Raw genomic sequence first — 24,410 nt, 5'->3', positions numbered from 1 at the left:
TGCCTATCTGCCGCACGAGATTTGAAAAGTGATAGGGCTTATTGAAAATAATTTAGATTCAGTTCGCCGCAGGCCTGGCGCTGACAGTGACCCACCACGGGGTGCGCTGTTCGATTTGCACCGGCAAGGTCGGCAACAGGGCGTTGAGCGCCAGTTCGACGTTGTTCAGCGGGAAGCTGCCAGTGATGCGCAGGTCGGCCACTTCGGGGGCTACACCCAGGTGGCCACGGTGATAGCGGTTGAGTTCGCCAACCATGTCGCCCAGGCGCACGTTGTCCAGTACCAGCATGCCCCGTGTCCAGGCGTCGGCCCCGGGGCTCACTGCATACATCTGGCCCAGACGGTCGCGGTGCATCAGCACTTGCTGCCCTTCGCTGTAGATGGTCTGTTCGACGCTATCTTCTGGATGGGCCTGGACACGCGATTGCAGCACGCTCAGGCGCGTGCCGTCGTCTTCGCGTTTGACCATGAACCGGGTGCCAAGGGCCAGCAAGCTGCCATCGCGGGTTTGTACGATAAACGGGCGAGGGTCGCCGTGGCCGGTTTCGACCATGATCTCGCCTTCTTGCAGGATGATGCGCCGGGTGCTGTTGTCAAAACGTACATCGACTGCACTGTGGGTATTGAGGTTGAGCAACGTGCCGTCGGCCAGGCGCATCTGGCGCTGTTCACCGGTGGCAGTGCGCTGGTCGGCCATCCAGTAATCGATGGGCAAGTAGTTCTTGCCGGCAAACAGGGCCAGCCCGCACACCAGGGCGATACTCGCCAGGCCGCTGCCGATCTTGCGCGCCTGCTGCTGCACGCCATTGCGCGCATTGAGCAGGGCGTTGCGTGCCGGGATGCCGGTATTGCTGAAGCGCTGGTCGAGCATGCCCAGTTGTAACCAGGCCCGGGCGTGTTCTTCGCTGGCGCTGTACCACTTGGCGAACTCGGCCTGTTCCACGGCGCTGCCGTTGCCGCAATCCAGGCACAGTTGCCAGGCGATGGCGGCGTCCAGCACCTGGGCCGAGACAGGTTTGCCGTTGGCCTGGCTCATGTCGGCTCACCATACAGGGCGATGTAGCACTGGCGGATGCCCTGGGCCAGGTATTGACGTACACGGGGCACCGATACGCCCAGGCGTTCGGCGATTTCGCCGTGGGTCATGCCGTCGAGCCGACTGTGCAGGAAGGCCGCACGCGACTTGCTCGACAGTTTGGCCAACATGCGGTCGATGGCTCGCAGGTCTTCGAGGATCAACTGCTGGGCCTCGGGCGAGGGGTGCTCGGCTTCGGGGATCAGCATCAACTCGTTGAGCCAGGCCTGCTCCAGGGCGGCGCGGCGAAAATAGTCGAACAGCAGGCCTTTGGCGATGGCCGCCAGAAAGGCCCGGGGTTCGCGCGGGGCTTGCAGTTCGGTACGGCCAAGCAGGCGTACAAAAGTGTCCTGGCTGAGGTCCTCTGCCCGCTGCGGGCAGGCTACGTTGCGCCGTAACCACGCCAGCAGCCAGCCGCGATGGTCGCGATAAAGCGCTCCAACCAGCTCACTGTGGGGGGTTTGGACTGACGACAAGAGCATCACCGACTGCAAGTTTTAACTAACGATAATTATTCGCGATTGTGGCAGAGGGAGTGATCCTACGCAATTGACGCTCATCGGATGACATATAAGCGGGGGAGGGTCGTTATTGTGGGAGCGGGCTTGCTCGCGATGGGATCGCCGCGTTTCGCCTGATGAGCCGCGTCGCATGAATAGCGAGCAAGACCCCTCCCACAGATTAAAAACCGTGAATCTGCTTGCGTCGCTGCCACTGGTTAAGCCGCTGTTGCAAGGCCAGGGGGCTGTCGATGCCCTGGACGCTGGCACGGCTGAACAGGATCAGTGCCAGCTCGGCCGTGGCCAGCGCGTCTGCACTGGCGTTGTGACGGTCTTCAACCTGCAGGTTGAAGTGGTTGATCCAGTGATCAAGCCCTGCCTGGCGCGGGTTGAACTGCGGGCAGAGCATCGGTGCCAGTGCGGCCACATCCATAAACGGATGCTGCAACCGATAGCCCAGGCTGTCCTTGAGGGCTCGGGTGAGCATGTGCTGGTCAAATGGTGCATGGAAGGCCAGTACCGGGCTATCGCCGACAAAGTCCATGAAATCCAGCAGCGCATCCACCGGGTCGCTGCCAGCGGCAATGGCGGCAGGTCCCAGTTCATGCAGCAGCATGCTGGGGCTCAGGGGGTGGTCGGGGCGCAGCAGGGTGCGCTCAAAGGCCTGGCTCAAGTCAATGGCGCCGTCTTCAATCACTACTGCACCAATCGACAACACTTGATCGCGGTTGAGATTAAGACCGCTGGTTTCCAGGTCTACCACCACCCAACGCTGACTGCGCAATGGCACATTGCTCAAGGCGGTGGCGGACGGCAATTGCAGCAGGCGTTGCTGTTGCTCAAGGCTTAGCAGCGGTTTTTTGCGGGGTAACAGCCAGGACAACAGGCTCATAGCTGATACCGCAGGGCCAGGCTGCTTTGCAGGCGCTGGGCCTGGCGCAGGGCTTCACGCAGGATACGGCGATCCAGCTGGTTGAGGTTGTCCGGGTCGACGCGATTGGAGTACGGGCGATTTTCCCGGGTTTGCAACTGGTGCTGCTGCATGCGGGTTTGCTGGATAAAGTGGTAAGCCTCTTCGTAGGCACCGCCGTCCAGCGGTTCGATCACGTCGAGAGCAACCAGTTGGCGCAAGCGCTCAAGGGTATTGTTGGCTTCTACACCGTTGGCCAGTGCCAGCAAGCGAGCCCCGTCGACAAAGGGCGTAAGGCCCTGCACCTTGAGGTCGAGGGTGGCCTTGTCACTGCCTTTGCGCTCCAGCACAAACTCGCGAAAGCGCCCCACCGGCGGCCGGTGACGCAGGGCGTTGTCGGCCATCATGCGCTGGAACAGGCGGTTGTCGGCCACTTGCTCAAGGATGCCGCGACGTAGTTGCGCGCAGCCCTGTTCATCGCCCCAGACCACGCGCAGGTCGAAGTAGATGGTGGAGGCCAGCAGGTTTTCCGGGGTGGCTTCACGAATAAACGCCGCAAAGCGCCGCGCCCATTCGGTACGGGACAAGCACAGGTCGGGGTTGCCGGCCATGATATTGCCCTTGCACAGGGTAAAGCCGCAGGCCGCCAGGTGCTGGTTGATCTGCTGGGCGATGGGCAGCAGGCGCTGGCGAATGTCGGCGGCCTCGGCAGCGTCCCTGGCCTCGAACAGGATGCCGTTGTCCTGGTCGGTGTGCAGGGTTTGTTCGCTCCGTCCTTCGCTGCCAAAACACAGCCAGGTAAACGGCACGCCGGGGTCACCCTTGTCGGCCAGCACCAGCTCAATCACCCGGCAGACGGTGTGATCGTTCAGTTGGGTGATGATATGGGTGATTTGCGTGGAAGATGCGCCGTGGGCCAGCATGCGCTCAACCAGCTGGCCGATTTCGCCGCGCAGGCTGATCAGGGTTTCCAGCCGTGGAGCATGGCGAATGGTACGTGCCAGATGCACCAGGTCGACCCGTTGCAGCGAAAACAGGTCACGCTCGGAAACAACCCCACACAGGCGTTGATCTTTAACCAGGCACACGTGGGCAATATGCCGCTGAGTCATGGCGATTGCAGCGTCGAAAGCGCTGTGATCGGGGCTCAGGTAGAACGGCCCGGGGGTCATGTGCAGGTCGATGGCCTGGTCGAAATCCTCAATGCCATTGGCAACGACCTGACGCAGGTCGCGCAGGGTGAAAATCCCCAGCGGGGCCTTGAGCGCGTCGACCACCACAATGCTGCCCACCTGCTGTTCGTGCATCAGACGCACGGCTTCACGCAGTGCAACCTGAGGCGCGCAGGTCACGGGATGACGCATGGCCAGTTCACCCAGGCGGGTGTTGAGCGAGTACTGGGTGCCGAGGGTTTCAGCGGCTTTTTGCTGCACCTGCTGATTGACCTTGTCCAGCAGGCTGCTGACGCCGCGCAAGGCAAAGTCGCGAAATTCGTCGGACAGGCCAAACAGTTTGATAAACGCGGTTTTGTTCAGTTGCAGGCAGAACGTATCTTCGGCGGCCCGGTGTTCGGTGCGGGTGGCGCGCTCGCCCAGCAGCGCGGCCAGGGGGAAGCATTCGCCGGCGGTGATCTCGAAGGTGGTCTGGGCTTCTTCGCGACCGGCGTGGGTGCGCTCGCCCACCACTCGGCCCTGCTTGACGATATAGAAGTGCTCCACCGGCCCGTCGGTGGGTCGGATGATGCTTTCGCCCGGGGCATAGAAGCGCAGTTGGCACTGCTCGACCAGGTACGCCAGGTGAGTGTTTTCCATTTGGTTGAAGGGCGGGAATCGCTGCAAGAATTGCATGGTGCCGTGAATGTTCTGCAACACCGCGGTTTTCCCTGCCTGGAGAAACGCATCCGATTTACTCATTACTGATACCGCGTCGTTGGTTGTGAGCCGTTGTTGTTATGACCGGACAGGGCATCGCCCCAAGGTGTATTTCTATCCCTCATGCTCGGTGGTCTGCGCGCGGGTGCCCATTGGACGTAAGTCTATGGGGCAGCGTTGTGCTGCTGTTTTAAAAACATCGCACATTGGTTTCAGATATTTCTTGTGCTGGCAGGCTTGGAAATACCGGAATGTGAGCGCACATTTACACCCAGTAATGGATAACCGACTACGCTATTAGGATATTTCGCCTGCAAGTCAGCTTCCGAGAAGCCTATGACCGAACACGACATTTTGACTGACGCCGAAAGAGAGGCCTTACAAGAGGTCATGCAGACACCTGCTTCGGTCTCGTCATGTGTGTTGATTGTCGAAGATGATGTTTTGGCTCGGGAGTTGTTGGCGGAGTTTCTTGAACTCAATGCCATTGAGTGCCTCCAGGCCAGCAATGAAGAAGAAGCGCTGGCGCTATTGGCATCGGGCCAGCCGATCAACCTGATGCTCACCGATTTGCGCATGCTGCCCCACGATGGCTTGCATCTGATCCGCAAAGTGCGTGAATCCGAGCGGGCGGCCTTGCCGGTTATCATCATGTCGGGGGATGCGAATGTACGGGATGCCATCGATGCCATGCATTTGAGCGTGGTGGACTTTTTGCTCAAGCCGATTGATACCGACAGGTTGCTCAAGCTGATCCGTGAGGAGTTGGGGATGTAAGGTTGGTCTCCCACCGTGTCAAAAAAAAGCCCCGAATGATCGGGGCTTTTTTTATTGCTGCGGGTTACAGGCCGTTTCTGGCCTTGAACTCGCGCCGACGACGGTGCAGTACCGGCTCGGTGTAGCCGTTAGGCTGTTTGGTGCCTTCGATGACCAGTTCGACCGCCGCCTGGAAGGCGATATTGCTGTCGAAGTCCGGCGCCAGCGGACGGTACAGCGCGTCGTTGGCGTTCTGGCGGTCAACCACCGGTGCCATGCGCTTGAGGCTTGCCATGACCTGCTCTTCGTTGACGATGCCGTGACGCAGCCAGTTGGCGATGTGCTGGCTGGAGATGCGCAGCGTGGCACGGTCTTCCATCAGGCCGATGTCGTTGATGTCCGGCACCTTGGAGCACCCCACGCCCTGGTCGATCCAGCGCACAACGTAGCCCAGGATGCCCTGGGAGTTGTTGTCCAGTTCGTTCTGGATCTGTTCCGGGGTCCACTGCGGGTTCACCGCCAGCGGGATGGTCAGGATGTCGTCCACCGAAGCCGGAGCGCGCTTGGCCAGTTCGGCCTGACGGGCGAACACGTCAACCTTGTGGTAATGCAGCGCGTGCAGGGCGGCGGCGGTCGGTGACGGCACCCAGGCAGTGTTGGCGCCGGCCAGCGGGTGAGCGATTTTCTGCTCCAGCATGGCGGCCATCAGATCGGGCATGGCCCACATGCCTTTACCGATTTGTGCACGACCTTGCAGGCCAGTGCTCAAGCCGACATCGACGTTGTTGTTTTCGTAGGCCGAAATCCACTTCTGGGCTTTCATGTCGGCCTTGCGCACGACCGGGCCGGCTTCCATCGACGTGTGAATCTCGTCGCCGGTACGGTCCAGGAAGCCGGTGTTGATAAACACCACTCGCTCGCTGGCGGCCTTGATGCAGGCCTTGAGGTTGATCGTGGTACGGCGCTCTTCGTCCATGATTCCGACCTTGAGCGTGTTGCGTGGCAGCTTGAGCACGTCTTCGATGCGGCCGAACAGCTCGTTGGTGAACGCGGCTTCTTCAGCCCCGTGCATCTTCGGCTTGACGATATACACCGAGCCGGTGCGGCTGTTGCTGCGCGTGGTCTGGCCATTGAGGCTGTGGATAGCCGCCAGGCTGGTGAGCAGGCCGTCGAGGATGCCTTCGGGCACTTCGTTGCCGTCTTTGTCGAGGATCGCATCGATGGTCATCAGGTGGCCGACGTTGCGCACGAACAACAGCGAGCGGCCGTGGAGGCTGACGGTGCCGCCGTTTGGCGCGGTGTACTCGCGATCCGGGTTCATGGTGCGGGTAAAGGTCTGGCCGCCCTTGGATACTTGCTCGCTGAGGTCACCCTTCATCAGGCCGAGCCAGTTGCGGTAGATCACCACCTTGTCATCGGCATCGACCGCAGCGACCGAGTCTTCGCAGTCCATGATGGTGGTCAGGGCGGCTTCCATCAGCACGTCTTTGACGCCTGCAGCATCGGTCTGGCCGACGGGGCTGGCCGCGTCGACCTGGATTTCGAAATGCAGGCCGTTGTGCTTGAGCAGCACGGCCGTCGGCGCTGCGGCCGTGCCGTGGTAACCGATCAACTGCGCGGTGTCGCGCAGGCCGGTGCTGGCGCCGCCCTTGAGGGTGACCTGCAAGGCGCCGTCAACAATGGCGTAGCCGCTGGAATCAACGTGGGAGCCGCTGGCCAGAGGTGCAGCTTCGTCGAGGAAGGCGCGGGCGAAGGCGATGACCTTGTCGCCGCGAACCTTGTTGTAGCCTTTGCCCTTTTCGGCGCCGTCGGCTTCGCTGATGGCGTCGGTGCCGTAAAGCGCGTCGTACAGCGAGCCCCAACGGGCGTTAGAGGCGTTGAGGGCAAAGCGCGCATTCATCACCGGCACCACCAATTGCGGGCCGGCCATGCGGGCGATTTCGTCATCGACGTTTTGCGTCGTTGCCTGGAAATCCGCAGCTTCTGGCTGCAGATACCCGATATCCTGGAGGAAGGCCTTATAAGCCACGGCGTCATGGGCCTTGCCGGCCTGCGCCTGGTGCCAGGCGTCGATGCGCGCCTGCAAATCATCGCGTTTGGCGAGCAGTGCTTTGTTCTTGGGTGCCAGGTCGTTGATGACCTTGTCGGCACCGGCCCAGAACTGATCGGCGGTGAGGCCGGTACCGGGGATAGCTTCGTTGTTGACGAAGTCGAACAGGACTTTGGCGACCTGCAGGCCACCGACGTGAACGTGTTCAGTCATTGCTTGCCTCACTCATTTTTATTTAAAGCCTGGAGCGCTTCTCAAAACACCGCCAGAGCGGGTTTGTACGGGGATTGCAGACGCTTTGGCAGACCATGTTGCAAGTTATGTAGTGGTCGCCGAGGCATACTACATGATCAATTGCAGATGTGAAAATCAGACTGATCACGTCGTTCTGCGACCATTTTTACGCGAACGGTCACTCAGAAGAACGGGATGTTCTCAAGAAACAGGCAGGTTGTTCCAGATAATTCTAAAAACAGTACACAATTTGTGATTTTGAAGGCATCTGTGGAGCAGGCTTGCTCGTGATTCGGGCGACGCGGTCTGTCAGGCAAACCGTGGCGAGACCATCGCGAGCAAGCCCGCTCCCACAGGGAAGGGTGTTGCCTATACTCAATCGACCCCCTAATAAGAGAGTCCCGCCATGAATCATCTTGTTATCACTGTCTTTGCCCAGGACAAGGCCGGGCAGGTCGAGCGTATTGCCCAGTGCATCGCCGAGCATGGAGGTAACTGGCTGGAGAGTCGCATGTCGCGTATGGCCGGGCAATTTGCCGGGATCCTGCGTGTCGGCGTGCCTGCCGAAGCCCACGATGAGCTGGTCGATGCGCTGCAGCGGTTGGGCAAGGAAGGGATTCGGGTATTGATCGCCGAAAGCGGGATCGAGCAGTCCTGCACCTGGAAGCCCATCGCCATGGAGCTGGTGGGCAACGACCGCCCCGGCATTGTGCGCGATATCACCCGGGTGCTGACGGAGCAGGGGGTGAGCCTGGAGCGGCTGGTGACCGATGTGCGGCCCGCGCCCATGAGCAACGAGCCGCTGTTTCATGCCGAGGCCATTCTGGCGGTGCCCCTGACCTTGTCGCTGGACGTGCTGCAAAAGCGTCTGGAAACCCTGGCCGATGAACTGCTGGTAGACCTCAAGTTCAGCACCGAAGAGTAACTACGCCGGTTCAGCTGCGCTGGCGCAGGCTGAACCAGGCATCGAGGCTGTACACCACCAGCCCGGCCCAGATAAACGCAAAGGCGATCAAGGTGCTTTCGGACAGGTGTTCGCCATACACCCAGACCGCCAGGATCAGCACCAGCGTCGGCGCGATGTACTGCATAAAGCCCAGGGTCGTGTAGGGCAGATGTCGTGCGGCGGCGTTGAAACTGACCAGGGGTATCAGCGTGGCCGGGCCGGCAAATACCAGCAGCCAGGCCTCTGAGGTACTCCAGAAGTCAACGTGGGCGCTGTTGGCTTCCGGATGCAGCAACAGCCAGCCGATGGCAACCGGGACCAGGATCCAGGTTTCTACCACCAGCCCCGGCAGCGCCTTGACCGGTGCTTGCTTGCGAATCAGCCCGTAAAAGCCAAACGTCAGCGCCAGCACCAGCGATACCCACGGCAGGCTGCCCACTTGCCACACTTGTTGTGCCACGCCCGCAGCTGCCAGGCCTACGGCAATCCACTGCAAGCGGCGCAGGCGTTCGCCCAGCAGCAACATGCCGAGCAATACGTTTACCAGCGGGTTGATGTAATAGCCCAGGCTGGCTTCGACCATGCGGTCGTTATTTACGGCCCATACATAGGTCAGCCAGTTGGCGGCAATCAGCAGGCCGCTGATGGTCAGCACGCCCAGGCGTTTGGGGTTGTCGCGCAGTTCCTGCCACCAGCCGGGGTGCTTCCACACCAGCAGCAGCAACGAGCCGAACAAGGCCGACCAAAGCACCCGGTTGACGATGATTTCGGCCGCCGGAACGCTGGCCAGCAGTTTGAAGTAGAGCGGGAAGATGCCCCAGATGACATAGGCCGTGAGGCCTAAAATATACCCGCGGCGCGGGTTGGCGGCTTGCATGCAGAATCCTTGCTTAGGCAACTAACAGACACGGAAGAAGTCAGGATTGTAAGCAGGTTTTGCAGGCGTGTCGTGCAGGAGATTTGCAAGGCAGACAGTTGTTTTTGCACCAGCAGCGGTCCCGGATTTTCTGTGGGAGCGGGCTTGCTCGCGATGCGGGCGCTGCGGTCTGACAGTTAAACCGCATCGAGCCAATCGCGAGCAAGCCCGCTCCTGCAAGAGCCACATACATGGCGTCAGAACAATTTCAGCGGCTCCTCATTGAGTGCTGAAAGCTGTTCACGCAATGCCAGGATCTGGTCGCCCCAGTAACGTTCGGTACCAAACCACGGGAAGCTGTGGGGGAAGGCCGGGTCGTCCCAGCGTCGCGCCAGCCAGGCACTGTAGTGCATCAGGCGCAAAGCGCGCAGCGGCTCGATCAATGCCAGTTCCCGCGGGTTGAAGTCATGGAATTCGCTGTAACCGTCCATCAACTCTGACAGCTGGCCCAGGCATTCCTGGCGATCACCGGCCAGCATCATCCACAAGTCCTGCACCGCAGGGCCCATGCGGCAGTCATCGAGGTCGACGATATGGAACACTTCATCGCGGCACATCATGTTGCCGGGGTGGCAATCGCCATGCATGCGGATGTTGGTGTGCGGGGTGGCGGCGTAGACGTCTTCAACGCGCTTGAGCAGGTCGCGGGCGACGGACTCGTAGGCCGGGAGCAGGCTGCGCGGTATGAAGTTGCCTTCGAGCAGGGTGGTCAGCGAGTCGTGACCGAAGTTTTTCACGCCCAGTGCTTCGCGGTGTTCGAACGGCTTGGTTGCGCCTACGGCATGCAGGCGGCCGAGCAGTTGCCCGAGACGATACAGCTGGTCGAGGTTTCCCGGCTCTGGCGCACGGCCACCACGGCGTGGGAACAAGGTAAAGCGAAAGCCCTGGTGCTCGAACAGGCTTTGGCCGTTGTGAATCATCGGGGCCACGACCGGGACTTCGCAGTCGGCCAGTTCGAAGGTGAAGCGGTGCTCTTCGAGGATCGCTTCGTTGGTCCAGCGCTGAGGGCGATAGAACTTGGCGATCAGCGGCTGCGAGTCTTCGATACCGACCTGGTACACGCGGTTTTCGTAGCTGTTGAGCGCCAACACGCGGGCATCGCTCAGGAAACCGATGCTCTCGACAGCGTCGAGGACCAGATCAGGGGTAAGTGTTGCAAACGGATGAGACATGCTGACTCCTGCGCGCAGCAGGCTGCCGCGTCCGGCCATGCATGTTAGCGCAGACCGGGGCCCGGAAGGCGACTTAATCCGCTGTGGGAGCGGGCTTGCTCACGATGCAGGCGCTGCGGTCTGTCAGTTAAATCGCACCAACCCGATCGCGAGCAAGCCCGCTCCCACACCGAAAGGGTCAGGCGCCGACGATACCGCCGTCTTCACGGCTGATGGCCATGACCGAAGAACGCGGTTTGCCGTTGGGCAGATGCTCGGGGAAGGTGGAGCCGCCGTTTTCGCCGGGGTGCTGAATACCAACGAACAGGGTTTTGTGGTCGGGCGAGAAGCTGATGCCGGTGACTTCACAGCCAATCGGCCCGACCATGAAGCGGCGGATTTCACCGCTGGCCGGGTCGGCGCAGAGCATCTGGTTATTGCCCATGCCGGCAAAGTCGCCGCTGTTGCTGGCGTCGCCGTCGGTGAGGATCCACAAGCGCCCTGCGTCGTCGAAACCCAGGCCGTCGGGGCTGTTGAACATGTTTTGCGGGGTAATGTTGGCCGAGCCACCTTTGGCCGTTTTGCCGTGCACTGCCGGGTTGCCGGCCACCACGAACAGGTCCCAGTCAAAGGTGTCCGAGCCGTGATCACCCTTATGGGCGTTCCAGCGCAGGATTTGTCCGTAGACGTTTTTCTCACGCGGGTTGGGTCCGCCAGCCGGTTGTCCATCCTCGCCACGTTTGACGTTGTTGGTCAGGGTGCAATAAACCTGGCCGTCTTTGGGGCTGACCACTATCCATTCCGGGCGGTCCATGCGTGTGGCGCCGACTGTGCTGCCTGCCAGGCGGGCATGGATCAGGGTATCGGCCTGGCTGGCGAAACCATGGTCGGCATCAATGCCGTTTTTGCCGTGACTCAGTTCAAGCCACTGGCCCTGGCCCTTGGGGCGATCAGGGTTGCTGTCGCCATTGTCAAAGCGCGCCACATAAAGCGTGCCGTGGTCGAGCAGGTCGCGATTGGCCTTGGGGTTCTGGTGGTCGATCTTGTCGCGGCTGATAAATTTGTAGATGAACTCGCCGCGTTCATCGTCGCCCATATAGACCACGGCACGACCGTCGCCGGTTTCAGTCAGGGCGGCGTTTTCGTGTTTGAAACGGCCCAGGGCGGTGCGTTTGACCGGTGTTGAAAGCGGGTCGAACGGGTCGATTTCCACTACCCAGCCGTGACGGTTGAGTTCGTTGGGGTTGAGTGCCAGGTCGAAGCGCGGGTCGTGTTGGTGCCAGTTGATATCCTTGCTGGCCGCCACGGCACCATAGCGCTTTTGCGCGGTGTCGAAGGTTTGCTTGGCATCAGAGCTGCCGAAACAATCAGTGAAGTTTTCTTCGCACGTCAGATAAGTGCCCCACGGGGTTTTGCCGTTGGCGCAGTTCTGGAACGTGCCGAGGGCACGGCTGCCGGTGGCATCGGCCCGGGTGCGCAGCAGTTCGTGGCCCGCCGCGGGACCGCTGAGGCGGATCGGCGTGTTGCCGTGGATGCGCCGGTTAAAGGGTGAGCCCTGAACAAACTGCCAGCTGTCGCCCTTGCGCTGGATTTCGATCACCGACACGCCTTCACTGGCCAGGGCCTTGCGCACTTCTTCAAGGGAAGTGGGCGAGCCACCGTGAGGGTAGAGGTAGCGGTAGTTGGTGTATTCGTTGTTGATCGCCATGAGGGCCCGGTTCGGGTCATCGGGGAAGGCGAACAGGCTCATGCCGTCATTGTTGTCGCCAAATTGCACTTCCTGCTCGCTGGCGGTGCCTTTACCGGAAGGGTCAAACGCCGGGCCTTTGGCCTGCAGCGGCTGACCCCAGCTGATGAGCACCGAGGAACGGTAGCCGGGCGGCAGGCTGATGGTGTCGGTGGTGGCTGCGTTGATGCTGTCGAACCCCAGCAGGTTGCTGTTGGCGGCGCTGACCCCGGCCGCCAGGGCGCTGCGACCAAGCAGGCCGCCGCCGAGGAACATCGCCGCACCACACAAGGCGCCCGCACTGATAAAGCCCCGACGGCTCAGGCCGATGATCTGCTCAAGGTCGGTGGATTGGTTTTCTTCTAATAGGCTCATGGCTGGCTCGTCTGGCAACGGTTTTGGCAGACACCATAAGCAGCGGGTATGACAGGGATGTTTCAGTTTTTGTTTGAAAAGCCCCTCACCCTAACCCTCTCCCATAGGGAGAGGGGGCTGGTTTAGGGGGGGTGAAGGCGCATGCGGTCAGCTCCCTCTCCCTCCTGGAGAAGGGTGGGGTGAGGGCAGCGGTTTAGAGCGCTGTGCCCAGCAACACCAGCGTCGGCGCAAACTGCACCTGTGCCGTACTGCCCACGGCCAGCCCAAGTGTTTCAAGGTGTTGCGGTTCGGTCAGCGCACACAGCGTCTGGCTGCCAGGCAGGCTGATGCGCACTTCACTGGGGCCGTCGGCGATGTGCAGGATCTGTTGGATCTGCCCATGCAGGTGATTGTGTTCGGGGCTGGGCACTTGTGCGACGTCGATCAACTGCAGCCAGCCCGCTTTAATCAGTGCCACCGCCGGGCTATTGATCGCCAGTTCCAGGTGCTGGGTACTGTCGTGGGTGATTTGCGCCTGCAAGGTCAGGCCACCGGGCAACTCAAGGTCAATCAGATCGTTGTGACCATGCCTGTGGATGGCAATCACGGTACCGTGCAACTGGTTACGGGCGCTGGTACGCAACATCAGGCGGCCGAGCAGGTCGAGATCCCGGGCGTCTTCGGCGGCGTCCAGCACCTGAGCCTGTAACGCCTGCAAGCGCTGATAAAGGCGCAGCACCCGCTCTCCGGCCACGGACAACCGGGCGCCGCCTCCGCCCTTGCCGCCAATGCTGCGCTGCACCAAGGGGGTTTGCGCCAGGTTGTTCAGCTCATCGATGGCATCCCACGCAGCCTTGTAGCTGATGCCCGCACTTTTGGCGGCAGCCGTGATCGAGCCCTGCTCGGCGATGTGTTGCAACAGGGCAATACGTTGCGGGCGGTGGACAATATGCTGGGCAAGCAGGGCAGGCAGGTGCATGAAGGCAGGTTCGCAAGACGGGGAGTGCCTGAAAAGTGCCTGCTCCACGGGGAGACGTCAAGCAAGCCCATCAGGTTTTGGCGTGCGCGCCAGACAATACACATCGACCCGCCGCGCCCCACCCTTGAGCAACAGGCGCGCCAGGCTTTCTGCCGTGGCGCCGGTGGTCAGCACGTCATCGATCAGGGCCAGATGCAAGCCATTCACCTGCACCCCTGGCGCGAGGCTGAATGCGTGGCGCAGGTTGCGTTTGCGGGTTTTGGCGTCCAGATCCTGTTGCGCAGCGGTGTTCCGCGAACGCAGCAGCCAGTGCGGCTGGCAGGGGATGCACAACTGCTTGCCGAGCCAATCCCCCAGCATCCCGGCCTGGTTATAGCCACGCTCACGCAGGCGTTTGGTGGACAGGGGTACCGGCAGCAGGGCGTCAGGTCGAGGTTCACCCATGTTGAGGCTATCAAGCAGTGATTGCCCAAGAATTTCGGCCAAAAGGCGGCCGTAGGGCCATTTGCTGTGGTGCTTGAAGCGCACGATCAGGCTGTCGATCGGAAAGCCATACACCCAAGGTGCATGAACTCGTTCGAAGGCGGGTGGCTGTCTGATGCACTGGCCGCAAACCAGCCCCGCCATGGGCAGCGGCAAAGCGCAGCGCTGGCAGCGGTCACCCAGCCAGGGCAGTTCCAGTTCGCAGGCGACGCACAGGGCCTGCTCTGTACGGGCGCGCTCGTCACACAACAAACAGGACTGGTTGTTTATTAACCAATTGTAAACCAATCGAATCCATAGTGGTTGACAGTTCATGTCACATCCTTAAACATGCCGATATCCGTGCCGTGCCTGGGTTTTTTGCCTCGGGTTCTAGTCAAAGCATAAACAAGAGAAACGCCGATGAGCGCCAGCAGCCTTGCCAACTTGCGACATGATTGGTCATTAGCCGAAGTCCGGGCGATGTTCACCCAGCCTTTCAACGACCTGCTTTTCGAGGCGCAGACCGTTCACCGCAAGCATTTCAATGCCAACCGGGTTCAAGTTTCGACGCTGTTATCGATCAAGACCGGGGCCTGCCCGGAAGATTGCAAATATTGTCCGCAGTCGGGCCACTACAACACCGGCCTGGCCAAAGAGAAGCTGATGCAGGTGCAGAAGGTGCTTGAAGAAGCACAGCGGGCCAAGGACATCGGTGCCACCCGTTTTTGCATGGGCGCAGCCTGGAAGCACCCGTCGGCCAAAGACATGCCCTACGTGCTGGAAATGGTCAAAGGGGTGAAGGCCATGGGCCTGGAAACCTGCATGACCCTGGGCAAGCTCGATCAGGAGCAGACCGCTGCACTGGCCCATGCCGGTCTTGACTACTACAACCACAACCTCGACACCTCGCCCGAGTTCTACACCAGCATCATCACCACGCGGACCTACAGCGAACGCCTGCAAACCCTGAGTTACGTGCGCGACAGCGGGATGAAAATCTGCTCCGGCGGCATCCTGGGCATGGGCGAGTCGCTGGACGACCGCGCCAACCTGCTGATCCAGCTGGCCAATCTGCCTGAGCACCCGGAATCGGTGCCCATCAACATGCTGGTGAAAGTGGCCGGCACGCCGATGGAGAACGCCGAAGACATCGACCCCTTTGATTTCATCCGCATGCTGGCAGTAGCGCGAATCATGATGCCTCTGAGCCATGTACGCCTGTCCGCAGGTCGTGAGGCAATGAACGAGCAAATGCAGGCGCTGGCGTTCTTTGCCGGGGCCAACTCTATCTTTTACGGCGACAAACTGCTGACCACGGCCAACCCGCAGGCAGACAAGGACATGCGGCTGTTCAGCCGTTTGGGCATTCTGCCGGAGGAGGGTAAAGATCACGCTGACGAGGTGCATCAGGCGGCGATAGAGCACGCGCTTAGGGATCAGAAATCCAGCGAGCAGTTCTATAACGCTGTGGTTTAACCACCGTGCAGGCCTGTAGTCGTTGCCGCAGGCTGCGATAAGGTCCGCAGGACCTTCGCTTTCAATACCGAAGCCGGGGCCGCTTCGCTGCCCATCGCAGCCTGCGCCAGCGGCTACAAGGGATTATAGTCAGCATGTCATTCGATCTACGCTCCCGGCTGGCCGCACGCCGCGCCGATAACCTGTATCGCCAGCGCCCGCTGCTAGAAAGCCCGCAAGGGCCGCAGGTGGTGGTCGATGGCAAGCCTCTGCTCGCCTTCTGCAATAACGACTACCTGGGCCTGGCCAGTCACCCGCAAGTGATTGAAGCCTGGCAAGCGGGAGCATCGCGCTGGGGCGTAGGCGGCGGTGCGTCGCATCTGGTCATCGGTCACAGCACCCCGCACCACGCACTGGAGGAGGCCCTGGCCGAGTTCACCGGTCGCCCGCGTGCGCTGCTGTTCAGTAACGGATACATGGCCAACATGGGAGCCGTCACCGCGTTGGTCGGGCAAGGCGATACGGTGCTGGAAGACCGCCTCAACCATGCCTCCCTGCTGGATGCCGGTTTGTTGAGCGGGGCGCGCTTCAACCGCTACCTGCATAACGATGCAAGTAGCCTTGCCAAGCGTCTGGAAAAAGCCAGCGGCAGTACGCTGGTGGTCACCGATGGCGTATTCAGCATGGACGGCGATCTGGCCGACCTCCCCGCTCTGGCCCGTGAAACCAGGGCCAAGGGTGCCTGGTTGATGGTAGACGATGCCCACGGTTTTGGTCCATTGGGCGCCAATGGCGGCGGGATTGCCGAACATTTTGGCCTGAGTGCTGACGATGTGCCGGTACTGGTCGGAACGCTGGGCAAGGCATTTGGCACCAGCGGTGCATTTGTCGCGGGCAGCGAAGAACTGATCGAAAGCCTGATCCAGTTCGCCCGACCTTACATCTACACCACCAGCCAGCCTCCGGCGCTGGCCTGTGCGACGCTCAAAAGCCTTGAGCTACTGCGCACCGAGCATTGGCGCCGTGAGCATCTGAACAAGTTGATTGCTCAGTTTCGCCTTGGTGCCGAGCAAATTGGCCTGCAGTTGATGGACAGCTTTACGCCGATCCAGCCGATCATGATCGGTGACAGTGGCCAAGCCCTTCGCCTGTCGCAGAGGCTGCGCGAGCGCGGCTTGCTGGTGACTGCAATCCGCCCGCCCACTGTCCCCGCAGGCAGCGCCCGTTTGCGCGTGACACTGTCGGCCGCCCACACAGAAGCACAGGTACAGCTATTGTTAACGGCACTCGACGACTGTTGGCGTACGTTGGAGCCTGCTCATGCGTGATCGTTTGATTCTGCTGCCGGGCTGGGGCCTGGGGGTTTCACCTCTGGAGCCTCTGGCCGAGGCCTTGCGCGGGCTGGACGAGCACTTGCGGGTCGAAATCGAACCGTTACCGGTGCTGCTGTCCACCGCTCTTGACGACTGGCTCGATGAACTCGACGCGACCCTGCCCGACAACGTCTGGCTGGGTGGATGGTCGCTGGGCGGGATGCTTGCCAGCGAGCTGGCTGCGCGTCGCGGCGATCGCTGCTGCGGGCTGGTTACCTTGGCCAGCAACCCGAGCTTTGTCAGTCGCGCGGATTGGCCAGGCGCCATGCCTGTCTCCACGTTCGAGCCGTTCCTGAGCGGTTTTGGTGATGCGCCGAATACCACGCTCAAACGTTTTTGCCTGCTGTGCAGCCAGGGCTCGGAGGAGCCGCGGGCGCTTGCCAGCCTGCTGCTGGCCGGCGCACCCAATGCTCAGCCCGATGCCTTGTCGGCCGGCCTTGAATTGCTCGGCAGGCTGGATACGCGGGCAGCCTTGCAGCGTTTCAACGGGCCGCAATTGCACCTGTTCGCGGGGCTTGATGCGCTGGTTCCGGAGCAGGCGGCAAGTGATGTGCTGGCGCTGTTACCCGATGTCGAAGTGGGTCTGATTGAACAGGCCTGTCATGCATTTTTACTGGAAGCCCCGCACGAACTGGCGGCGGCGATTCAGGCTTTTTTACACGAGTCGGGCGATGAATGATTTGAGTATTGCGATGCTTGCGGCCAGCTTGCCGAACAAGCGTCAAGTGGCTGTCTCGTTTTCCCGTGCGGCCGCCAGTTACGACAGCGTCGCCCAATTGCAGCGTGACGTTGGCCATGAGCTGATGGCCCGTTTACCGCAGGATTTGAGCCCGCAGCGCTGGCTGGATCTGGGCAGTGGCACAGGTTATTTCAGCCGCGTGCTGGGTCAGCGCTTTACCCATAGTCAGGGGGTGGCACTGGATATCGCCCAAGGCATGCTGGCGTATGCCCGGCCTTTGGGCGGGGCACAGCATTTTATCGCTGGCGATGCCGAAAGCCTGCCGCTGCAAGCAAACAGTTGTGATCTGATTTTCTCCAGCCTGGCGCTGCAATGGTGTGCTGATTTTCGCGCGGTGCTGAATGAGGCCCAGCGTGTGCTCAAACCCGGTGGGGTCCTGGCCTTCACCAGTTTGTGCGTGGGCACCTTGAATGAGCTGCGTGATAGCTGGCGGGCAGTCGACGGCCAGGCTCACGTCAATCGTTTTCGTGAGTTCACGGCCTATCAGCAGCTTTGCGCCGACAGCGGTCTGCAGGTGCTCGGCTTGCAGAATCAGCCGCATGTGCTGCACTACCCGCAAGTACGCCAGCTGACCCATGAGCTAAAAGCGCTCGGTGCACATAATCTCAACCCGGGACGTCCTGAGGGGCTGACCGGCAGGGCGCGGGTTCAGGGGCTGGTTGGCGCCTACGAGCAGTTTCGTCAGCCGCTGGGGTTACCGGCGACTTATCAGGTGGTCTACGGCATTCTGGAGAAAGCGCGATGAGCCCAGCGTACTTCATCACCGGTACGGACACAGATGTAGGCAAAACCACGGTGGCGGCAGGTTTTCTGTATGCCGCGCGCACGGCCGGGCTGAGTACGGCCGCGGGCAAGCCGGTTGCCTCGGGTTGTGAAGTTACTCCCCAGGGATTGCGCAATGCTGACGCACTGGCATTGATGGCCGAGAGCTCGATCAAGTTGAGTTATGACGAGGTCAACCCGGTGGCGTTCGAGCCGGCCATCGCCCCGCATATTGCGGCGCGTGAAGCCGGGGTGGTACTGACGGTGCGCTCGCTGCTGGAGCCGATGCAGCACATTCTGGGTCAAAAGGCCGACTTCACCCTGATTGAAGGCGCCGGCGGCTGGCGCGTGCCGTTGTCCGGTCAGGACAGTTTGTCGGAGTTGGCACAGGCGCTGGACCTGCCGGTAATCCTGGTGGTGGGCGTGCGTCTGGGCTGTATCAGCCATGCACTGTTGACCGCCGAGGCGATTGCCCGTGATGGCCTGCAGCTGGCTGGCTGGGTCGCCAATATCATTGGCCCGAAAACCTCACGCCTGGAAGAAAACCTCGCCACCCTGGCGGAGCGATTGCCCGCGCCTTGCCTTGGGCGTGTGCCTAAACTCAAATCAGCGTCGGCGCAGTCCGTGGCTGAATACCTGCAACTGGATTTGCTGGACTGATACACCGCTTGAATCTGTGGGGCGGGCTTGCTCGCGATGGCCTCGCCTCGGTCTGCCTGACTGTCCGAACCGGCTGTATCGCGAGCAAGCCCACCCCAAAAATATCCCCTCCCTTGATCAGACAAATCCGACCCAAGACGAACGGCGGCTTCGCGCTGCTTGACAATAAATAGGCGTAAACGTATGTTTCAAACACCTGTTTGACCGCCATAACAAATCCACGCGGTTGTTCATCCCCGGTTTCATCAGCAGAGGTTTATCGCTATGCCTGACTACAAGGCCCCCTTGCGTGATATTCGCTTCGTTCGTGACGAACTGCTCGGTTACGAAGCGCACTATCAGAGCCTGCCGGCTTGCCAGGACGCCACTCCAGATATGGTTGACGCCATTCTTGAAGAAGGCGCCAAGTTTTGTGAGCAGGTGCTGGCACCTCTGAACCGCGTGGGTGACATCGAAGGCTGCACCTGGAGCGAAACCGGGGTTAAAACCCCTACAGGCTTCAAAGAAGCCTACAAACAATTCGTTGAAGGCGGCTGGCCGAGCCTGGCTCACGACGTAGAGCACGGTGGTCAAGGCCTGCCGGAATCGCTGGGCCTGGCCGTGAGCGAAATGGTCGGTGCAGCCAACTGGTCGTGGGGCATGTACCCTGGCCTGTCCCATGGTGCGATGAACACCATCTCCGAGCACGGCACCCCCGAGCAGCAAGAGACCTACCTGACCAAGCTGGTGACCGGCGAATGGACCGGCACCATGTGCCTGACCGAATCGCACTGCGGTACTGACCTGGGCCTGCTGCGCACCAAGGCTGAACCTCAGGCTGACGGTTCCTACAAGATTTCCGGCACCAAGATCTTTATCTCGGCCGGTGAACACGATATGGCCGATAACATCGTGCACATCGTGCTGGCTCGCCTGCCGGATGCACCGGCTGGCACCAAAGGCATTTCGCTGTTTATCGTGCCCAAGTTCAACGCCAACGCCGATGGCAGCATCGGTGAGCGCAACGCCGTGTCCTGTGGCTCGCTTGAGCACAAAATGGGCATCCACGGTAACGCCACCTGCGTGATGAACTTCGACGGCGCCACCGGCTACCTGATCGGCCCGCCGAACAAAGGCCTGAACTGCATGTTCACCTTTATGAACACCGCACGTCTGGGCACCGCGCTGCAAGGCCTGTCCCACGCTGAAATCGCCTTCCAGGGCGGCCTGAAATACGCTCGTGACCGTCTGCAGATGCGTTCGTTGACCGGCCCGAAGGCGCCTGAAAAGGCGGCTGACCCGATCATCGTTCACCCGGACGTACGTCGCATGCTGTTGACCACCAAGGCATTCGCCGAAGGCAACCGTGCGATGGTGTACTTCACCGCCAAGCAAGTCGACATCGTCAAATACGGCGTTGATGAAGAAGAGAAGAAGAAAGCTGACGCACTGCTGGCCTTCATGACACCGATCGCCAAAGCCTTTATGACTGAAGTCGGTTTTGAGTCCGCCAACCACGGCGTGCAAATCTACGGCGGCCACGGCTTTATCGCCGAGTGGGGCATGGAGCAGAACGTTCGCGACAGCCGCATTTCGATGCTGTACGAAGGCACCACCGGCATCCAGGCACTCGACCTGCTGGGCCGTAAAGTGCTGATGACCCAGGGCGAGGCGCTCAAGGGCTTCACCAAGATCGTGCACAAGTTCTGCCAGAGCAACGAAGGCAACGACGTACTCAACGAGTTCGTCACGCCACTGGCTGCGCTGAACAAGGAATGGGGCGAGCTGACCATGAAGGTCGGTATGGCCGCGATGAAAGACCGTGAAGAAGTGGGTGCGGCCTCGGTCGACTACCTGATGTACTCCGGTTATGCCTGCCTGGCTTACTTCTGGGCTGACATGGCGCGCCTGGCAGCTGAAAAGCTGGCGGCCGGCACGTCCGAAGAAGCGTTCTATAAAGCCAAGCTGCAAACGGCCCGCTTCTACTTCCAGCGCATCCTGCCGCGTACCCGCGCGCACGTTGCCACCATGCTGTCGGGCGCTGCCAACCTGATGGACATGAAAGAAGAAGACTTCGACCTGGGCTACTAAGCCTCGGCGGGTCATCTTGCAAAGCCGCTTCTCCTTTTGGGGAGGCGGCTTTTTTAGTTTTGGTGCGCCTTAACTTTCTGTGGGAGCGAGCCTGCTCGCGAAAGCCCTCGCGAGCAGGCTCGCTCCCACATCAGATATGCTCTCGACCAAAACATATACATTAGTCACAGCATGACCCTATGTATCGCTATCGTCGTTAAGCTAGACTGGGTCCTACATTAATAATCGCCGTTTACAGATTACGAGGTTTGCCATGGCTGACTACAAAGCGCCCCTGCGCGATATGCGCTTCGTCCTCAATGAAGTCTTTGAGGTCGCCAAGCTCTGGGCGCAATTGCCTGCGTTGGCAGAGACCGTAGATGCTGAAACGGTTGAAGCCATTCTCGAAGAAGCGGGTAAGGTCACCGCGAAAAGCATCGCGCCGCTGAGCCGCAGTGGTGATGAGGAAGGCTGCCACTGGGACAATGGTGCAGTGACCACCCCGGCCGGTTTTGTCGATGCCTATCGCACCTACGCCGAAGGCGGTTGGGTGGGTGTGGGCGGCGACCCGCAGTTCGGCGGCATGGGCATGCCCAAGGCTGTGTCGGCCCAGGTCGAAGAGATGATCAACTCCTCCAGCCTGTCGTTCGGCCTGTACCCGATGTTGACCGCCGGCGCCTGTGTGTCGATCAACGCGCACGCCAGCGAAGCATTGAAAACGACCTATTTGCCGAATATGTACTCGGGTGTGTGGGCGGGTTCCATGTGTTTGACCGAGCCCCATGCGGGTACTGATCTGGGGATTATTCGGACAAAAGCCGAGCCTCAGGTGGATGGTTCCTACAAAGTCAGCGGCACCAAGATTTTCATCACCGGTGGTGAGCACGACCTGACCGAAAACATTATCCATCTGGTACTGGCCAAATTGCCGGACGCGCCTGCGGGGCCTAAAGGCATCTCGCTGTTTCTGGTGCCCAAGTTCATGGTCAATGCTGATGGCAGCCTGGGTGAGCGCAACCCGGTGACCTGCGGCTCTATCGAGCACAAGATGGGTATTCAGGCTTCGGCCACCTGTGTGATGAACTTCGATGAAGCTGTCGGCTACCTGGTGGGAGAGCCCAACCGTGGCTTGGCCGCCATGTTCACCATGATGAACTATGAGCGTCTGGGGGTTGGCATCCAGGGCCTGGCTTCGGGTGAGCGTTCGTATCAGAACGCCGTGGAATATGCCCGCGATCGCTTGCAGGGGCGCGCTGCAACAGGCGCAGTGGCCAAGGATAAAGTGGCGGACCCGATCATCGTTCACGCCGACGTCCGACGCATGCTGCTGACCATGAAGGCCTCGAACGAAGGCGGTCGGGCCTTCTCTACTTATGTTGCCAACCAGCTGGATATCGCCAAGTTCAGTGAAGACCCGGCAGCCCGTGAGCGCGCCGATGGCCTGGTGGCCTTGCTGACCCCGGTGGCCAAGGCCTTCCTGACCGATCTGGGCCTGGAAACCACCGTGCATGGCCAACAGGTGTTCGGCGGCCACGGCTATATTCGCGAGTGGGGCCAGGAGCAGTTGGTGCGTGATGTGCGCATCACGCAAATCTACGAAGGCACCAACGGTATCCAGGCGCTGGATCTGGTGGGGCGCAAGATCGTTGGCAACCACGGGGCTTACTACCGCCAGTTTGCTGATGAAATCCGTCAGTTCATCGCCACCGCCAACAGCGACCTGAACGAGTTTACCCAGCCACTGGCGGCGGCTTTGGACACACTTGACCAGTTGACAGCCTGGGTACTGGACCGTTCGCAAAACAACCCGAACGAGATCGGCGCAGCCTCCGTTGAGTACCTGCAGGTTTTTGGTTACACAACGTATGCGTACATGTGGGCGTTGATGGCCAGGGCCGCGTTGGGTAAAGAGGCCGATGAAGCCTTCTATGCCAGCAAGCTGGGCACGGCACGCTTCTATTTCGCCCGTTTGCTGCCGCGTATCCACTCGCTGAGCGCGTCGGTCAAGGCGGGTAGCGAGTCGCTTTACCTGCTGGACGAAGCACACTTTTAACCTGTTTAGTGTTTTGTAAGCATTTGCTTACATTACATGCTGACAATCTCCCATATCGGCAGATTGGATCCAGGGGTAATCTACTTTCCATGGACGTAGAGCAGGAAGCTCAAAGCAACAACACGGACACGTAGGATTCTGCCAGGATGGCGGAGTGAAAAGGATGTCAGGGAAACAGTCTGCAAAACCCCGCCTCGGCGGGGTTTTCTTTTTTGTGCGTCAGAATTTTCTCGATTTCCCAGTTCCTGTGGGAGCGGGCTCGCTCGCGATCGCATCACCACGGTCTTCCTGGAGCACCGAGTCGCCTGAATCGCGAGCAAGCCCGCTCCCACAAGGTGGCCAGCTACAGCGCCCCTTCATCGCCCTGCATCACATCTTCAAGCAACGTGCGCAGCAGTCCCAAAGTGGCTTGCTGGCGTTGCACATCGCGACACACCAGCCCCACTTGCAGCGGTACCCGTGGCTCGCTCAGCGGCTTCCACAGCAGCGCCTTGTCGTCGTGTTGATGACGCGAGCGCCCTGGCAAGACAGTGGCCAGCTTGCTATGGGGCAGGCTGTCGAGGATCCCCGCCATGGTGTTGAGCTCGGCCTGCACCTGCGGGCGACGGCCCAGATTGGCAAGCTGGGCTTGCCAGATCTGGCGCACCTGAAACTCTTCCCCCAGCAGCAACATCGGCAGCTCTGCCGCCTGGCTCAAGGACACTTTCTTGAATTCGCGCAACGGATGATCCGCCGGGATCACCAGTTGCAGTTCGTCTTCGTAAAGCATCATGGCGTGCAGCCCAGGCTGGCGTGGCGGCAGGTAACTGATGCCAATGTCGAGTGAACCATTCAGCAGGCGCCGTTCGATCTCTATGCCCGTGAGCTCGTAGATCTGTACCACCAAATGGGGTTGGGCCTGACGTACACGCTCCAGCATCTGCGGCACCAGGCTGGTATGCACAGTTTGCAATACACCGATGGCAATGGTGCGCAGGGCCTGGCCCTGAAAGTTGTGCAGAGCCTCTTTGGCTCGCTGCAATCCGTCGAGCAAGGGCAGCGCGTGGTTGTACAGCGTGTGTGCTGCCAAAGTAGGCAGCAGGCGCTTGCTGCTGCGCTCGAACAGGCTCACATCAAGGTTGTGTTCGAGCTGACGGATCTGCTGGGAGAGGGCTGGCTGCGAGATGCAAAGCCGCTCGGCGGCACGGCCCACATGGCCTTCTTCATAGACCGCGACGAAATAACGCAGTTGCTTGAAATCCATAAGTAATACTTATCGAAAATGCTTAAAAAACGAAATGGCTCAACGGCCTGCCGGCGCCTAGTCTACGCCCATTCCACAAGGCTCATCGAGCCAGAGATGCTGATAGGCAACGGCGTTTTACATAGGCAGGACAATAAACCCGA

General features: G+C 60.4%; 20 protein-coding genes. 9 read left to right on the top strand and 11 right to left on the bottom strand.

What is annotated here, in order from left to right:
• Positions 1 to 58 precede the first annotated feature (58 nt).
• The 4 genes from EQV96_RS14610 to EQV96_RS14595 all read right to left on the bottom strand — a co-directional run bounded on the left by EQV96_RS14610 (position 59) and on the right by EQV96_RS14595 (position 4,398).
• The gene (locus EQV96_RS14610) at positions 59 to 1,036 is read right to left on the bottom strand and encodes a FecR family protein (RefSeq protein WP_094999898.1); all 978 of its coding nucleotides are present in this window, start codon (positions 1,034 to 1,036) and stop codon (positions 59 to 61) included.
• Positions 1,033 to 1,557 (bottom strand): RNA polymerase sigma factor, encoded by a 525-nt coding sequence (locus EQV96_RS14605; RefSeq protein WP_165446525.1) that lies wholly within the window; start codon positions 1,555 to 1,557, stop codon positions 1,033 to 1,035. The genes EQV96_RS14610 and EQV96_RS14605 overlap by 4 nt, the downstream gene beginning before the upstream one ends.
• A 199-nt stretch (positions 1,558 to 1,756) precedes the next feature.
• Complete coding sequence (locus EQV96_RS14600) at positions 1,757 to 2,467, bottom strand: 3'-5' exonuclease (protein ID WP_094999899.1); 711 nt, start codon at positions 2,465 to 2,467, stop codon at positions 1,757 to 1,759.
• Entirely contained in the window at positions 2,464 to 4,398 is a 1,935-nt protein-coding gene (locus tag EQV96_RS14595; protein WP_240882152.1) for a putative nucleotidyltransferase substrate binding domain-containing protein, read from the bottom strand. Before EQV96_RS14595 ends, EQV96_RS14600 begins: the two co-directional genes overlap by 4 nt.
• Positions 4,399 to 4,692: 294 nt before the next feature.
• Here EQV96_RS14595 and EQV96_RS14590 point away from each other — a divergent pair, with 294 nt between their 5' ends.
• Entirely contained in the window at positions 4,693 to 5,133 is a 441-nt protein-coding gene (locus EQV96_RS14590) for a response regulator (protein WP_094999901.1), read from the top strand.
• Between the two features lie 64 nt (positions 5,134 to 5,197).
• Here the strand turns inward: EQV96_RS14590 and EQV96_RS14585 are convergent, their stop codons facing one another.
• On the bottom strand, positions 5,198 to 7,375 hold the full coding sequence (locus EQV96_RS14585) for a malate synthase G (protein ID WP_094999902.1): 2,178 nt from the start codon (positions 7,373 to 7,375) through the stop codon (positions 5,198 to 5,200).
• Positions 7,376 to 7,802: 427 nt separating this feature from the next.
• Here EQV96_RS14585 and EQV96_RS14580 point away from each other — a divergent pair, with 427 nt between their 5' ends.
• A complete protein-coding gene (locus EQV96_RS14580; protein ID WP_016782481.1) occupies positions 7,803 to 8,321 on the top strand; it encodes an ACT domain-containing protein in 519 nt (172 codons plus the stop codon).
• 10 nt (positions 8,322 to 8,331) lie between these two features.
• Here the strand turns inward: EQV96_RS14580 and rarD are convergent, their stop codons facing one another.
• From rarD to EQV96_RS14555, 5 genes are all read right to left on the bottom strand, one after another.
• Entirely contained in the window at positions 8,332 to 9,219 is an 888-nt protein-coding gene (rarD, locus tag EQV96_RS14575; protein ID WP_094999903.1) for an EamA family transporter RarD, read from the bottom strand.
• A gap of 236 nt (positions 9,220 to 9,455) precedes the next feature.
• Positions 9,456 to 10,430 (bottom strand): serine/threonine protein kinase, encoded by a 975-nt coding sequence (locus tag EQV96_RS14570; RefSeq protein WP_094999904.1) that lies wholly within the window; start codon positions 10,428 to 10,430, stop codon positions 9,456 to 9,458.
• 178 nt (positions 10,431 to 10,608) lie between these two features.
• On the bottom strand, positions 10,609 to 12,510 hold the full coding sequence (locus EQV96_RS14565) for a PhoX family phosphatase (protein WP_153399157.1): 1,902 nt from the start codon (positions 12,508 to 12,510) through the stop codon (positions 10,609 to 10,611).
• 193 nt (positions 12,511 to 12,703) lie between these two features.
• Positions 12,704 to 13,468 (bottom strand): TOBE domain-containing protein, encoded by a 765-nt coding sequence (locus EQV96_RS14560; RefSeq protein WP_095020447.1) that lies wholly within the window; start codon positions 13,466 to 13,468, stop codon positions 12,704 to 12,706.
• A gap of 57 nt (positions 13,469 to 13,525) precedes the next feature.
• Complete coding sequence (locus tag EQV96_RS14555; protein ID WP_240882151.1) at positions 13,526 to 14,266, bottom strand: ComF family protein; 741 nt, start codon at positions 14,264 to 14,266, stop codon at positions 13,526 to 13,528.
• 87 nt (positions 14,267 to 14,353) lie between these two features.
• On the opposite strand from EQV96_RS14555, the gene bioB reads away from it, so the two are divergent.
• The 7 genes from bioB to EQV96_RS14520 all read left to right on the top strand — a co-directional run bounded on the left by bioB (position 14,354) and on the right by EQV96_RS14520 (position 23,024).
• The gene (bioB, locus tag EQV96_RS14550) at positions 14,354 to 15,409 is read left to right on the top strand and encodes a biotin synthase BioB (RefSeq protein WP_094999908.1); all 1,056 of its coding nucleotides are present in this window, start codon (positions 14,354 to 14,356) and stop codon (positions 15,407 to 15,409) included.
• A gap of 134 nt (positions 15,410 to 15,543) precedes the next feature.
• Positions 15,544 to 16,716 (top strand): 8-amino-7-oxononanoate synthase, encoded by a 1,173-nt coding sequence (gene bioF / locus EQV96_RS14545; RefSeq protein WP_095026652.1) that lies wholly within the window; start codon positions 15,544 to 15,546, stop codon positions 16,714 to 16,716.
• A complete protein-coding gene (locus EQV96_RS14540; protein WP_130872140.1) occupies positions 16,709 to 17,440 on the top strand; it encodes an alpha/beta fold hydrolase in 732 nt (243 codons plus the stop codon). The genes bioF and EQV96_RS14540 overlap by 8 nt, the downstream gene beginning before the upstream one ends.
• Positions 17,433 to 18,245, top strand: a complete 813-nt coding sequence (gene bioC / locus EQV96_RS14535) for a malonyl-ACP O-methyltransferase BioC (RefSeq protein WP_095019487.1) — start codon at positions 17,433 to 17,435, stop codon at positions 18,243 to 18,245. Before EQV96_RS14540 ends, bioC begins: the two co-directional genes overlap by 8 nt.
• Positions 18,242 to 18,922, top strand: coding sequence for a dethiobiotin synthase (bioD, locus tag EQV96_RS14530; protein WP_094999912.1), 681 nt, complete (start codon positions 18,242 to 18,244; stop codon positions 18,920 to 18,922). The genes bioC and bioD overlap by 4 nt, the downstream gene beginning before the upstream one ends.
• A gap of 264 nt (positions 18,923 to 19,186) precedes the next feature.
• Positions 19,187 to 20,992, top strand: coding sequence for a phenylacyl-CoA dehydrogenase (locus tag EQV96_RS14525; RefSeq protein WP_094999913.1), 1,806 nt, complete (start codon positions 19,187 to 19,189; stop codon positions 20,990 to 20,992).
• A gap of 253 nt (positions 20,993 to 21,245) precedes the next feature.
• Entirely contained in the window at positions 21,246 to 23,024 is a 1,779-nt protein-coding gene (locus EQV96_RS14520) for an acyl-CoA dehydrogenase C-terminal domain-containing protein (protein ID WP_094999914.1), read from the top strand.
• A gap of 343 nt (positions 23,025 to 23,367) precedes the next feature.
• On the opposite strand, the gene EQV96_RS14515 is transcribed toward EQV96_RS14520, so the two are convergent.
• Positions 23,368 to 24,267, bottom strand: a complete 900-nt coding sequence (locus EQV96_RS14515) for a LysR substrate-binding domain-containing protein (protein ID WP_094999915.1) — start codon at positions 24,265 to 24,267, stop codon at positions 23,368 to 23,370.
• Positions 24,268 to 24,410 lie beyond the last annotated feature (143 nt).

This window comes from Pseudomonas sp. TMW22080 (assembly GCF_022496745.1).
Classification (GTDB): Bacteria; Pseudomonadota; Gammaproteobacteria; order Pseudomonadales; family Pseudomonadaceae; genus Aquipseudomonas; species Aquipseudomonas bubulae.
The sequence above is the reverse complement of the archived record's forward strand: the minus strand, read 5'-3'. Positions and strand labels throughout refer to the sequence as shown.